The organism is Saccharopolyspora aridisoli, from assembly GCF_004348445.1.
GTDB classification, from domain to species: Bacteria; Actinomycetota; Actinomycetes; order Mycobacteriales; family Pseudonocardiaceae; genus Saccharopolyspora; species Saccharopolyspora aridisoli.
On sequence record NZ_SMKV01000002.1, the window covers coordinates 103828 to 117064 of the forward strand.

Annotated in this window: 11 protein-coding genes; 3 read left to right on the forward strand and 8 right to left on the reverse strand. The window is 68.8% G+C overall.

What is annotated here, in order from left to right; genetic code table 11:
- Positions 1-6: 6 nt before the first annotated feature.
- Both prfA and rpmE read right to left on the reverse strand, forming a co-directional pair.
- Positions 7-1074, reverse strand: coding sequence for a peptide chain release factor 1 (gene prfA / locus E1161_RS01975; protein WP_132618907.1), 1068 nt, complete (start codon positions 1072-1074; stop codon positions 7-9).
- A 121-nt stretch (positions 1075-1195) separates the two neighbouring features.
- The gene (gene rpmE, locus E1161_RS01980; protein WP_093413636.1) at positions 1196-1408 is read right to left on the reverse strand and encodes a 50S ribosomal protein L31; all 213 of its coding nucleotides are present in this window, start codon (positions 1406-1408) and stop codon (positions 1196-1198) included.
- A gap of 289 nt (positions 1409-1697) precedes the next feature.
- Here rpmE and E1161_RS01985 point away from each other — a divergent pair, with 289 nt between their 5' ends.
- Positions 1698-2063: a hypothetical protein gene (locus tag E1161_RS01985; RefSeq protein ID WP_235874715.1), complete on the forward strand. Its 366-nt coding sequence runs from the start codon at positions 1698-1700 to the stop codon at positions 2061-2063.
- Between the two features lie 187 nt (positions 2064-2250).
- On the opposite strand, the gene rho is transcribed toward E1161_RS01985, so the two are convergent.
- The 6 genes from rho to argS all read right to left on the reverse strand — a co-directional run bounded on the left by rho (position 2251) and on the right by argS (position 11486).
- Complete coding sequence (gene rho, locus E1161_RS01990) at positions 2251-4134, reverse strand: transcription termination factor Rho (protein ID WP_132618911.1); 1884 nt, start codon at positions 4132-4134, stop codon at positions 2251-2253.
- A gap of 872 nt (positions 4135-5006) precedes the next feature.
- On the reverse strand, positions 5007-5924 hold the full coding sequence (gene thrB / locus E1161_RS01995) for a homoserine kinase (protein WP_132618913.1): 918 nt from the start codon (positions 5922-5924) through the stop codon (positions 5007-5009).
- A complete protein-coding gene (gene thrC, locus E1161_RS02000) occupies positions 5921-7009 on the reverse strand; it encodes a threonine synthase (protein WP_207920054.1) in 1089 nt (362 codons plus the stop codon). The genes thrB and thrC overlap by 4 nt, the downstream gene beginning before the upstream one ends.
- Positions 7006-8310 carry a homoserine dehydrogenase gene (locus E1161_RS02005; RefSeq protein ID WP_132618915.1) on the reverse strand — a complete coding sequence of 435 codons (1305 nt, stop codon included), beginning with the start codon at positions 8308-8310 and terminating at the stop codon, positions 7006-7008. Before E1161_RS02005 ends, thrC begins: the two co-directional genes overlap by 4 nt.
- Positions 8311-9729, reverse strand: a complete 1419-nt coding sequence (gene lysA, locus E1161_RS02010) for a diaminopimelate decarboxylase (protein ID WP_132618917.1) — start codon at positions 9727-9729, stop codon at positions 8311-8313. It abuts the gene before it with no gap.
- A gap of 95 nt (positions 9730-9824) precedes the next feature.
- Complete coding sequence (gene argS, locus E1161_RS02015) at positions 9825-11486, reverse strand: arginine--tRNA ligase (protein ID WP_132618919.1); 1662 nt, start codon at positions 11484-11486, stop codon at positions 9825-9827.
- A gap of 254 nt (positions 11487-11740) precedes the next feature.
- Between argS and E1161_RS02020 the strand changes: the two genes are divergently transcribed.
- A complete protein-coding gene (locus E1161_RS02020) occupies positions 11741-12523 on the forward strand; it encodes a DUF3105 domain-containing protein (protein WP_132618921.1) in 783 nt (260 codons plus the stop codon).
- Positions 12524-12570: 47 nt separating this feature from the next.
- Positions 12571-13194, forward strand: a complete 624-nt coding sequence (locus tag E1161_RS02025) for a DUF305 domain-containing protein (RefSeq protein ID WP_235874716.1) — start codon at positions 12571-12573, stop codon at positions 13192-13194.
- Positions 13195-13237: the final 43 nt, after the last annotated feature.

The window sequence follows — 13237 nt, forward strand, 5'->3', positions numbered from 1 at the left end:
ATCAGCTTAGAGCGCAAGGCGCTCGTTGCGATCGGCAGCGAGCAGCGCGTCGAGCACCGCGTCGAGGTCGCCGTCGAGAACGTGGTCGAGGTTGTACGCCTTGTAGTTGACCCGGTGGTCCGAGATCCGGTTCTCCGGGAAGTTGTAGGTGCGGATGCGCTCCGAGCGGTCCACCGTGCGGACTTGGCTGCGACGGGTCTCCGACGCCTCGCGCTGGGCCTCTTCCTCCGCTGCCGCCTGCAACCGGGCCTTGAGCACCTGGATGGCGCGCAGCTTGTTCTGCAGCTGCGACTTCTCGTTCTGGCAGGACACCACGATGCCCGTTGGCAGGTGGGTGATGCGCACCGCCGAGTCCGTGGTGTTCACGCTCTGCCCACCCGGCCCGGAGGACCGGTACACGTCGATGCGCAAGTCCTTCTCGTCGACCTCGACCTCGACCTCTTCGGGCTCGGGGTAGACCAGGACACCGGCCGCGGAGGTGTGCACACGTCCCTGGGACTCGGTGACCGGCACGCGCTGCACGCGGTGCACGCCACCCTCGAACTTCATCTTCGACCACACGCCGTCTGGGCTGTTGTCTCCGGCCTTGGCCTTGAGCGCGACAGTGGCGTCCTTGTAGCCGCCGAGATCGGATTCGGTGGCGTCGAGAACCTCGGCTTTCCAGCCGCGGCGCTCGGCGAAGCGCAGGTACATGCGCAGCAGGTCGCCGGCGAACAGCGCGGACTCCTCACCTCCCTCACCGGACTTGACCTCGAGGACCACGTCGGAACCGTCGTGCGGGTCACGTGGCAGAAGCAGCTCGGTGAGCTTGTCCTCCAGCTCGGGGATGCGCTCGGCGAGCCTGTCGGCCTCCTCGGCGAAACCCTCGTCCTCGGGGGCGAGCTCCTGCGCGGTCTCCAAGTCGGAGCGGATCTCGTCCAGCTCGCGCGAGGTGCGCACGATGGGTGTGAGCTCGGCGTAGCGGCGGCCGAGCTTGCGGGCGTTCGCCTGGTCGACGTGCACGCTCGGGTCGGCCAGCCGCTTCTCCAGATCGTCGTACTCGGCGAGCAGACCTTCGAGCTTCGATGTCTCCACGGGGCGACCCTTTTCCTGACGGCTTTGTGGTGGGACGAAGCCGCCCCGGTCGAGACGGCCCTCACGCAAAGACGGCGCCCGCTCTCACGCGTGGAGCGGAGAGCGGGCGCCGTCGGCGCAGCTACTTCTTGCGCTTGCCGTAACGGGCCTCGAAGCGGGCCACGCGGCCACCGGTGTCCAGGATCTTCTGCTTGCCCGTGTAGAACGGGTGGCAGTTCGAGCAGACCTCAACGGTGATCTGACCGCTCTTGCGGGTGCTGTGGGTGGTGAAGCTGTTGCCACAACCGCAGTTGACCTGCGTCACCACGTACTCGGGGTGAATGCCACTCTTCAACGGCTTTTCCTCTCAACTTGGCCGCCGGGTCCACGCGCCCATCGCAGCGTGGTGAACCGGGACCGGAACCAGCCTTCAATTGTGCCAGACCACGGCACGCGACCTGCAACGCAGGTGTTCGGAGCAGTATTCCCGGAGCCGTTCGTCGCACCAGCGCGACCGCCCGGCGCAGCAGATCAACCGCCCGCCGAGTCCGCGCGCACCCGACATGCACAACCCCGTGAACACCGTTCATTATTTGCGCGTGTTGTTCTGCGCTGCGCTGGGGAAACTCACGATCCGGTCGTGGGTGTCCCTTCCTCTGCTCTTCTTGGGCAGCGCCACCGGCGTCGCCGCGCTGATCGACCTGCTGGCGTTGCAGAGCGCACCGACGCTGCGCAGCGAGCTGTCGCTGTCGGCCCCGCTGCTGTTCGGCTTCGCCGCCGGGCTCGCCCTGTTCAGCGCCGACCAGGTGCAGTGGCGCTTCCGCTGGCAACGGCTGGGCCTGCGCATCGGCTACCCCCTGGCGATGGTCGCATGCGCGGTCGCCCTGGACGCCCTCACCATCCCGATCGGCGCCGCCCTGATCATCGGGCCGATCGCAGCGGTCCTCCTCGCGTCGATGCTGATGCGCAACGCCGATGCGGGCGACGAGGCCGACTACCTACCCTCGTGAGCGCCTCGCCACCGGCGAGCACGGGAACCTCCCATCGCACCGCCGAGCCGAGCCGTGCATGGGATCCTCCCTGTCACGGTTCCACTGAGCAGACCTGCGCACGGGAACCTCCCTGCCACTCCCAGAGCGAAGAAAAAGGCCCGCACCACTCGGCTGCGGGCCCTTCTCTCGGGTGGGGACGAAACGATCAGTCGTCGTCCTTGCCCGGGGTGGTCTTGGCGACCTGCATCAGGAACTCGATGTTGGTGCGCGACTTGCGCAGCCGGTCCTGCAGGAGTTCCAGAGCTTGCTGCGCGTCGAGGGCGGAGAGCACCCGGCGCAACTTGTGCGTGACGGCCAGCTCGTCGGAGGACAGCAGGATCTCGTCCTTGCGGGTGCTGGAGGAGTCCACGTCGACCGCCGGGAACAGCCGCTTGTCGGCGAGCTTGCGGTCCAGCTTGAGCTCAGCGTTGCCGGTGCCCTTGAACTCCTCGAAGATGACCGTGTCCATGGTCGAACCGGTCTCCACCAGCGCCGTGGCGAAGATGGTCAGCGAGCCGCCGTTCTCGATGTTGCGAGCCGCACCCAGGAACCGCTTCGGCGGGTACAGGGCGGTGGAGTCGACACCACCGGACAGGATTCGCCCGGATGCCGGGGCCGCCAGGTTGTAGGCGCGGCCCAGACGGGTGATCGAGTCCAGCAGCACCACGACGTCGTGGCCCATCTCCACCAGGCGCTTGGCGCGCTCGATGGACAGCTCGGCGACCGTGGTGTGGTCCGACGGCGGGCGGTCGAAGGTCGAGGCGATGACCTCCCCCTTGACCGAGCGCTGCATGTCGGTGACCTCTTCCGGACGCTCGTCCGCCAGGACGACCATCAGGTGGCACTCGGGGTTGTTCGTGGTGATCGCGTTGGCGATCGCCTGCAGCACCATCGTCTTACCGGCCTTGGGCGGCGAGACGATCAGCGCGCGCTGCCCCTTGCCGACGGGCATCACCAGGTCGATGATCCGGCCGGTCAGGTTCTGCGGCTCGGCCTCCAGGCGCAGCCGCTCGTTCGGGTACAGCGGCGTCAGCTTGTGGAACTCGGAGCGGTTCTTGGCCGCTTCCGGCTCCAGGCCGTTGATGGAGTCCACCCGCACCAGCGGGTTGAACTTCTGCCGCTGCTGCTCGCCCTCGCGAGGCTGCTTGATGACGCCCTTGATCGCGTCGCCGCGACGCAGGCCGTACTTGCGCACCAGCGACAGCGAGACGTAGACGTCGTTCGGGCCGGCCAGGTAGCCGGAGGTGCGCACGAAGGCGTAGTTCTCCAGCACGTCGAGGATGCCGGCGACGGGCAGCAGGACGTCGTCCTCGCGGACCTCCGGCTCGCCACCTTCGCCGCGACCGCGGTTGCGGCGGCGGTCGCGGAAGCGACGGCCACCTCGGCCCCGGCGACCACCCTCGTCGTCATCGTCCTGCCGGTTGTCCCGGTCCTGGCGGTCCTGCCGGTTGTTGTCCCGGTCCTGCCGGTCCTGACGGTTGTTGTCCCGGTCCTGCCGGTTGTTCTCGGACTTGCGCTCGGCGTTGCCGCCGCCGCGCTGGTCGTCGGCACCGCCCGACTCGGTGCCCGCGTTGTTGCGCCCGCTGGAACGGCGGCGGCGGCTGTTGCCGCGACGATTGTCGTCGTCACCGCCACTTTCGCCGGACTGCCGCCGGGTTCTGGTGCGCGTGGGGGCGGAGCCGTTGTTGTTCGGCTCGGCCGCGGTGTCGCGCGAGGCGTTGTCGCCCTCGTCGCTGGTGCTGTCGAGGGTCGGCTGGCTTCCCTTGGCGGGGGCTTCTTCGCTGCGCACCTGCGCCTTCTTCGCGGTCGAGCGGGTTCGCGGCGCAGTGCTGCCGCCGCCCTGCTTCTCCTTGATCGCGGCGATCAGGTCGCCCTTGCGGAGGCCCCCGGTCTCGATCCCCAGTTCTCCCGCGAGTTGGCGCAGCTCGGCAAGAACCATGCCGGAGAGTCCGCCGCGTCGCCGCGGAGCGCCGTTGGTTTCGGCGTCCTGCTGGCCAGCAGATGAGGTGCCGTTGGCGGCCTCGCTGCTCAACAGTTCGGTGTTGCTCACGAATGTCCTTCCTGACCGGACCGCGCCTCCTACGCGACCCAGCGGATTGCCCGCCCGCTCGTTTGAGTGCGGACGGCCGGTATGTGCTACCAGCCCTTTCGCCGGTCGGATTCGCCCCTCGGACGCAGCATTACCGACTTCGACGTTGGCTCGGGGAACCAGCAGCACCGGGCAGTGGGAGGCACCCGGCTCGCGTGGTCCATGTGCGACGCATCCACTCCGATCCACACGTGCCGATGCACGTCCTGCCGCCTCATTCCAGGAATCCCCGACTCTCGGATTGCCCCGGTGGTGAACCGGGAAACTTCAGGATCCGGGTCGGCGTCATGGTCACCTTGGGAGGCCACACCGTGGAACTTAAGGCCCCCACCCCGACATCGGCAACGGATTGGCGCCGATGATCCCGAAGCGAACTCACTTTGAGTTGACAACTCCTGCCTCGGTCACCGCGGTCGCCAGACCCGCTTTAGTTGATCTTCGCCCGTGTCGGCGGAGTCCAATTCACAGCGGGAGATGCGCCCCGGAAAACGATGTTCCGGGCACGGCACCGGCCCTAGGCGCGGTGACTGATTGACCTTGAGGGTAGACGCCCCGTAGTTCGGGTGCAACAACCCCCCGGGCTTGTGGCGCCCTTGCAGATCGTGCCGTCGACATTCGGCGAACGAAGGCCCCCGAAAGCGGGCGTGATCCTCGTGGTCGAAGATCAGGTCCGCCTAGTTTCCTCCGGCGCCTCGCACAGCCGGATCGTCGGCGACACTTCCTTTCTACCACTCCTCGCGGAGCCACCGCGCCCGGGGCCGGTGAACTGCGCTGTTCCACCTGGCGCACAGTTCGGGCACAGCGGCACAACACGAGATGACCGCGCGCGGAAATCAGCCCTCGACGTGCGTTCGGACGCCTCTGCGATCGACCGGAAGGTCCAGCGCCGTGAACCCGCTCGAAGCGACCTCGTGGGCGTTCGCGCTCTTGCTCGGGAGCGCCAGCACGGTCGGGCCCGCCCCGGAGACGGCCGCCGCGATCCCCTCGGCTCGCAGCGCGCGCACCAGCGCGACGGTCTCCGGCCACGCCGGCTCGCGGTAGTCCTGGTGCAGCCGGTCGTCGGTCGCTGCCAGCAGCAACGACGGGTCCCGGGTGATCGCGTGCACGGCGAGCGCCGCACGGCCTGCCGCGAACGCGGCGTCGGCGTGCGGAACCCGCTCCGGCAGCAGCCCGCGCGTCACGTGGGTCGCCGATTCCCCTTGCGGCACAAAGGCGATTGGCGACACCTCCGGATGCGCCGGAACGCTCGCCGCGCGGAAGCGGTCCGATTCCCTCCAAGCGAGCACGAAATCTCCGAGCATGCTGGCCGCCACGTTGTCGGCATGCCCCTCGCGCACCGCCGCCAGGTGCAGCGCGCGCTCGACGTTCTCCGCTGCCCGCAAGTCGATTCCCGCCAGACCGTGCGCGACGGCGATACCGGCGACGATCGCCGCCGCGGAAGAACCCAAACCCCGCGAGTGCGGAATGTTGTTCTCGCAGTGCAGATCGAGCGCAGGCAGGTCCTGGATCCCCAGTTCCGCCAAGGTGTCGTGCACGACCCGGACGACGAGGTGCCGCTCATCCCCGGGCAGCAGACCCGCGCCCTGCCCGGCCACCGACACCGTCGCGGTGCCGGGCGGGCCGTCGATCACGCGCGCGAAGACCGTGTCGTACAAGGACAACGCCATGCCCAACGCGTCGAAACCGGAGCCGAGGTTCGCCGTTGACGCGGGAACCTCGACCCGGACCGCCCGCACCGGGAGCGAGCTCAACGCAACTCCAGCGCGTCGGCGACCGCGCTCGGATCGACCGGCAGCGGCTCGACCTCGACCATGCCCGCCAGCGCGGTGTCGGGGTCCTTCAACCCGTGACCGGTGACGGTGCAGACCACGACGGAGCCCTTCGGCAGGCGCCCGTCGGCCGAGCTGGCCAGCAGACCGGCCACGCTCGACGCCGACGCGGGCTCGACGAACACACCCTCCCGGCCCGCGAGGACCCGGTAAGCGTTCAGGATCTCCTCGTCCGTCACCGCCGAGAACAGGCCCTCGGAGGCCTCCTTGGCCTTGACCGCGCCCTCCCAGGAAGCCGGGCTGCCGACGCGGATCGCGGTCGCGATCGTCTCGGGTTCGGCGACCGGCTGACCGTGCACCAGCGGCGCGGCACCCGCGGCCTGGAAACCGAACATCCGCGGCAGCGAGTCGGTGATCCCGTCGCGGTGGTACTCGGTGTATCCCTTCCAGTAGGCCGTGATGTTGCCGGCGTTGCCGACAGGCAGGCAGTGGACGTCGGGGGCGTGTCCCAGCACGTCGCAGATCTCGAACGACGCGGTCTTCTGACCCTCCAGGCGGACCGGGTTGACCGAGTTGACCAGGGTGACCGGGTGCTCGGCGGCGGTCTTGCGGGCCAGCTCCAGGCAGTCGTCGAAGTTGCCCTGCACCTGCAGGATCCTGGCGCCGTGCACCACGGCCTGGGCGAGCTTGCCCAGCGCGATCTTGCCCCGGGGCACGAGCACCGCGGAGGTCAGCCCCGCGCGGGCGGCGTAGGCCGCGGCCGAGGCCGAGGTGTTGCCGGTGGAGGCGCAGATGACGGCCTTGCTGCCCTCGGCGAGCGCGTGGGTGATGGCCACCGTCATGCCGCGGTCCTTGAACGAACCGGTCGGGTTGGCACCCTCCACCTTCAGGTAGACGGTGCACCCCGTCTGCTCGGACAGGTACGGCGCCGGAACCAGCGGGGTGTTGCCCTCCTGCAGGGTCACGACGTGCGCCCCATCGGGAACCTCCACCCGGTCCCGGTAGGCCTCGATCAGGCCCGGCCACCCGGCCCCGGACCGCGTCGGAGCACTCTGGATGTTCGTCACGTCGGTTCACCTTCCACGCGCATCACGCTGACCACTTCGCGCACGATCTCGAGCTGCGCGATCTTATCCACTGTGGACGAAAGTGCCGCGTCGGAGGCGGTGTGCGTGACCACCACGAGGCTGGCCTCCGCACCTCTGCCCTGCTGACGCACCACCGAAATGCTCACATCGTGCTCGTTGAACGTCGCCGCTACCTGCGAGAGCACACCAGGTTTGTCGGCCACGTCGAGGCTGATGTGGTAGCGGGTCGGGGTCTTGCCCATCGGCTGGACCGGCAACTGGGCGTGCGCGGACTCCCGCGGCCCCTTGCCCTTGACGACCAGGTTCCGGGCGACCGCGACGAGGTCTCCCAGCACGGCGCTCGCCGTCGGAGCACCCCCGGCGCCCTGCCCGTAGAACATGAGCTGACCGGCGGCCTCGGCCTCAACGAACACCGCGTTGAACGCCCCGCCCACACCGGCCAGCGGGTGGCTGCGCGGGATCATCGCCGGGTGCACGCGCGCCGACACCGACTCGGTGCCGTCCTCGTCGATCACCCGCTCGCAAATCGCCAGCAGTTTCACCGTGCGATCGAGGGTCGCCGCCGCCGCGATGTCTCCCGGAGTGACCGCGGAGATCCCCTCGCGGTGCACATCACTGGCCGTCACGCGGGTGTGGAAGGCCAGCGACGCGAGGATGGCGGCCTTCGCCGCGGCGTCGAAGCCGTCCACGTCCGCCGTCGGGTCCGCCTCCGCGTAGCCCAAGCGCCCGGCCTCGTCGAGGGTCTCCGAGTAGCCGGCTCCGGTTGAGTCCATCGCCGACAGGATGTAATTCGTCGTGCCGTTGACGATGCCCATGACACGGTTGATCCGGTCACCGGCCAACGACTCGCGCAGCGGCCGCAGCAGCGGAATTGCTCCCGCCACGGCGGCCTCGAAGTAGATGTCGGTGCCCGCCTCGTCGGCAGCCGCGTACAGCTCCGAGCCGTGCTCGGCCAGCAAGGCCTTGTTCGCCGTGACCACCGACTTGCCCGAACGCAAGGCGGTGAGCAGCAGCGATCGGGCCGGTTCGATGCCGCCGATGAGCTCGACGACGACATCGACGTCACCCTCCACCAACGCCTGGGCATCGGTGGTCAACAAGTTCTCGGGCACCTCGGGATGCTTGTGCGGGCGCCGCACCGCGACGCCGGTGACCAGCATCGGGGCCCCAGTGCGCGCCGCGAATTCCTCCGGTTGGTCCTGCAGCAGCCGCAGCACCTCAGTGCCCACGGTGCCGCAGCCCAACAGCGCGACCCTGATCGGTTCACGGTCCCGGATCACTCACACCTCCAGCCGGAGCAGGTCGTCCTCGGTCTCCCTGCGCAGCAACAATCGCGCCTGACCAGCGCGAACGGCAACCACCGGCGGCTTGGGCAGGCGGTTGTAGTTGCTGGCCATCACGTAGCAGTACGCCCCGGTGGCGGCCACCGCGAGCAGGTCTCCCGGAGCAATGTCCTCTGGAAGCCAGCAATCGCGCACCACTACGTCACCGGATTCACAGTGCTTGCCCACGATGCGGGACAGAACCGGCTCCGCTTCGGCCGAACGCGACACCAATCTGCTGTCGTAGACCGCGTCGTAGAGCGACGTGCGGATGTTGTCGCTCATCCCGCCGTCAACGCTGACGTAACGGCGCTCGACGTCGGCTCCGAGCGCGACGTCCTTGATCGTGCCCACCTCGTAGACGGTGATCATGCTCGGGCCGACGATCGCGCGCCCCGGCTCCACCGCGATGTTGGGAACCGGAAGACCGGCGTTGTCGGCTTCCTTGCCCACGATTTCGAACAGCCTCGTGGCGAGCTGCGACGGAGGCATCGGGTCGTCGTCCGGGGTGTAGGCGATGCCCAGCCCACCACCGAGGTCGACGGTGTCGACGGAGGCCATCGCTTCCTCGCCGTGCTCCTCGCGCAGCTCGGCCAGCAACCGCACCACCCTGTGGGCGGCCAGCTCGAAACCGTCCACCTCGAAGATCTGCGAACCGATGTGGCTGTGCAGACCGGCCAGCTCGAGCGAGTCGGCCTTGAGCACCCGGGCCACTGCCTCGGCCGCCTGCCCCGCGGCCAGCGAGAACCCGAACTTCTGGTCCTCGTGCGCGGTGGCGATGAACTCGTGGGTGTGCGCCTCGACGCCGACGGTGACCCGCACCAGCACCCGCTGCCGAGCACCGCGCTGGGTGGCGATGTGGTCGAGCCGGGCGATCTCGTGGAACGAGTCCAGCACCACCGAGCCGACCCCGGCCTCCACGGCGGCGGTCAGTTCGGCGACGGACTTGTTGTTGCCGTGGAACGTGATGCGCTCAGCCGGGAAACCCGCGCGCAGCGCCACGGCGAGCTCGCCGCCGCTGCACACATCCAGGCTCAGCCCCTCCTCGGCGACCCAGCGGGCCACCTCGGTGCACAGGAACGCCTTGGAGGCGTAGTGCACGGCGGACGGGTCGCCGAACGCCTGGGCGTAGTCGCGAGCGCGGGACCGGAAATCGTCCTCGTCGAGCACGAACAGCGGCGTGCCGTACTGCTCTGCGAGTTCCCGCACGTCCAGGCCGGCGACGCGGACGACGCCGTCAGCGCCGCGCTCGCTGTTGCGCGGCCACACCTGAGGGTGCAGCTGATCGATCTCCCCGGAACTCGCCGGAGACGGTCCTGCGGTGTTGCCGGGTGGCACGACATCGGCGTGCCGAGGCCCGGCGGGATGGGCGCGCATGTTGACAAAGCTCCTTCGCGCAGCCTGCCGCTGGACAGGCGGTGAATCAGGCAACACGGCACCCTCCTCGTCGAGGGCGAGCCGTCCGCCTGCGATTACATCTGTTCCGGCGCGCTCACGCCGAGCAGGCCCAGACCGTTGGCCAGCACCTGGCGGGTGGCCTCGCACAGCTGCAGCCGGGCGATGGTCAGCGGGTTGGCCTGGTCGTCACCGGGCTGCAGCACGCGGCACGCGTCGTAGAACTTGTGGTACGCGCTGGCCACGTCCTCCAGGTAACGAGCCACCCGGTGCGGTTCGCGCAGCTGGGCGGCCGAGCGCACCACGCGGGGGAACTCGCCCAGGGTGCGGATCAGGTCGCCCTCACGTTCGTGGGTGAGCAACGACAGGTCGGCATTCTCCACGGATCCCCGCTCGATGCCCAGGGAGGTGGCGTTGCGCTGCAGCGACGACAACCGGGCGTGCGCGTACTGCACGTAGAAGACCGGGTTCTCGTTGGTGCGCTTGCTGATCAGGTCCAGGTCGATGTCCACGGCGGAGTCCACCGAGGAGCGGATCAACGAGTAGCGCGCGGCATCGACACCCACGGCCTCGACGAGGTCCTCGAGGGTGACCACGGTGCCGTTGCGCTTGCTCATGCGGACCGGTTTGCCGTCGCGCACCAGGTTCACCATCTGGCCGATCAGGACCTCTACCACGGAGGGGTCGTCACCGAGCGCTGCGGCGGCGGCTTTGAGCCGGGCGATGTAGCCGTGGTGGTCGGCACCGAGCATGTAGATGCACAGGTCGAAGCCTCGCGACCGCTTGTCGCGCAGGTAGGCGATGTCGCCGGCGATGTAGGCCGGTGCGCCGTCGCTCTTGATGACGACCCGGTCCTTGTCATCGCCGTACTCGGTGGAGCGCAGCCACCAGGCGCCATCGGTGTAGTAGAGGTGATCGGACGCCTTGAGCTGCTCGACGCAGGTCTCGACCTGGCCGGAGCTGTGCAGCGAGTCCTCGTGGAAGTAGACGTCGAAGACGGTGCCGAAGTCGTTCAGGCTCTGCTTGATCTCTTCGAACATCAACCCGACGCCCACGCGGCGGAAGGTCTCGTGCCGCTCACCCTCGGGCTGCTCCAGCGCACCCGGCTCCGCCTTGAGGACCTGGTCGGCGATCTCACCGATGTAGCCGCCGCCGTAGCCGTCTTCCGGCGCGGGCGCGCCCTCGGCCCCGGCGATGAGCGACCGGACGAAGCGATCGATCTGCGCACCGGCGTCGTTGAAGTAGTACTCGCGGGTCACCTCGGCGCCCTGAGCGGAAAGTACCCGTCCCAGCGCATCGCCCGCGGCCGCCCAGCGGGTGCCGCCGAGGTGGATGGGGCCGGTCGGGTTGGCCGAGACGAACTCCAGGTTCACCTTCAAGGCGTTGTAGAGGTCGCCCTTGCCGTACTCGGCGCCGCTGCCCAGCGCCTCGCGCACGATCTGGGCCTGGGCGTCGGGCGCGAGCCGCAGGTTCAAGAAGCCGGGACCGGCCACGTCGGCCACGTCGATGCTGTCCTGACTGGTCAACGCCTCGGCGAGCCAGGTGGCGAGGTCGCGCGGGGTGACCCCGGCCTTCTTGGCGACCTGCATCGCGATGTTGGTCGCGTAGTCACCGTGCTCCGGGTTTCGCGGGCGCTCGACGGTGACCGCCTCAGGCAGCACCGACGTGTCCAGCCCACGGGCGGAGAGCACGTCGACGGCGGTGTTGCGGACCAGTTCAGCGAGCGCGGCAGGAGTCACCTTATGAAGTTTAGGGATCCTTCCACCCAGTTCAGACGCCGGGTGCCGCCCCTCCGTGGGCTCGTGAGGGCCGTTGGACCCAGCTTCGGATCGCGCGCCGCACGCGAGGCGACCACGGGGCGTGATCAAAGCGTTGTCTGTGTGTGAGAACGTGTGGTGGCGAGCACTTGCCTATCGGCACACCGCCACACGGGCAATCTCTACACTGGCGGGCGCTGTCCCCCGGTTCTGGCGAGACGAGGTTTGCGAGCAGCATGGCTAAGAACAAAGCGGTGCGCGGCGCCGCCGTGGTGAACCAACGATCTGTCCCGTGGATGCTGGTCGCCGGGGTGACGGTGGTCGCGGTGTTCGCGGCGGTGATCTTCGGGTACGCCTACACCCGGTGGTCCGACCAGGCCGCGACGCGCGATGCGCAGGCCGCCGCGGAGAAGGCCACCGAGGCGTTCAAGCCGTCGCCGCAGAACCCGGACCCGTCGAAGACGATCCCCGGGGTGATCACCGCTGACTACAAGGGTCAGCAGCACGTCGCCCCGAGCCAGCGCGTCGCCTACGACAAGAACCCGCCGTTCGGCGGCCCGCACGACGGCGTCTGGGCCGACTGCACCGGTGTGGTCTACCCGCAGGCGGTTCGCACCGAGAACATGGTCCACTCGCTGGAGCACGGCGCGGTCTGGATCGCCTACAACCCGGACAAGGTCGACGAGGCCGGCCTGGACCGCCTCAAGGTCCGCGCCCAGGGCAAGCCGTACACGATGCTGTCGCCGTACCCGGGCCTGGACAAGCCGATCTCGCTGCAGTCCTGGGGTCACCAGCTCAAGGTCGACAGCGCCGACGACCCGCGGATCGACCAGTTCATCACCGCGCTGCGCCTGAACAACAACGGCGTGTACCCCGAGGTCGGCGGCTCCTGCCAGGCGTACCCGGGCGCGTTCGACACCAACAACCCGCCGAAGTTCGACGCGACCCCGCCCGGCCCGGATGCGGTCACGATGGACGGCAAGGGCGCGAACACCGGCTCCGGCCAAATGGGTCAGTGAGCCCGTTGCCCCAGGCACGACGCGTTTCGCAGGTCATCGTCGCCATCGTGGCGGCTTTCTCCCTGCTGCTGTTGGGGGCGGCGCTCGGACTGCTGATCCGGGTGCCGTCCTTCGACAGCGCGGAGCCCCAGGCCACGGCGGTCGACGTCGGGTTCTCGCAGGACATGAGCGTCCACCACCAGCAGGCGGTGACCATGGCGACGCTGGCGCGGGAACACGCCGATGACGTCGCCATCCGGCAGCTCGCGTTCGACATCGAGACCAACCAGCGCGACCAGATCGGCCGCATGCAGGGCTGGTTGGGGATCTGGAACCAACCGGCCCAGGCGACGGGACCGGTCATGCAGTGGATGACCGGGGCCAGTGGCCACCAGCACAGCGCCACCCCGATGCCGATGCCGATGTCCGGTGGCGCCTTGATGCCTGGCATGGCCACCAGCGAGGAACTCTCCCGACTCGGCTCGCTTCGAGGTTCGGAGTTCGACGTCTACTTCCTGCAGCTGATGCTGCGCCACCACCAAGGTGGAGCTCCGATGGCCGAGTACGGCGCGACGCACGCCGCGGTCCCCGCGGTCCGCGCCCTGGCGAAGAACATGCTCGGTTCCCAAGGAAGCGAGATGGAGCTGATGAAGACCATGCTCAGCCAGCGCGGCGCCAAGCCGCTGGCGTGAGCATGGGAACCTCCCGCTCACTCTGAACCGCCGGGCCGCAGCC

Coding starts and splice junctions, on each gene's coding strand:
- lysA (WP_132618917.1), bottom strand. CDS start 9,729: ATGCGCGCCCATCCCGCCGGGCCTCGGCACGCCGATGTCGTGCCACCC.
- E1161_RS02020 (WP_132618921.1), top strand. CDS start 11,741: ATGGCTAAGAACAAAGCGGTGCGCGGCGCCGCCGTGGTGAACCAACGA.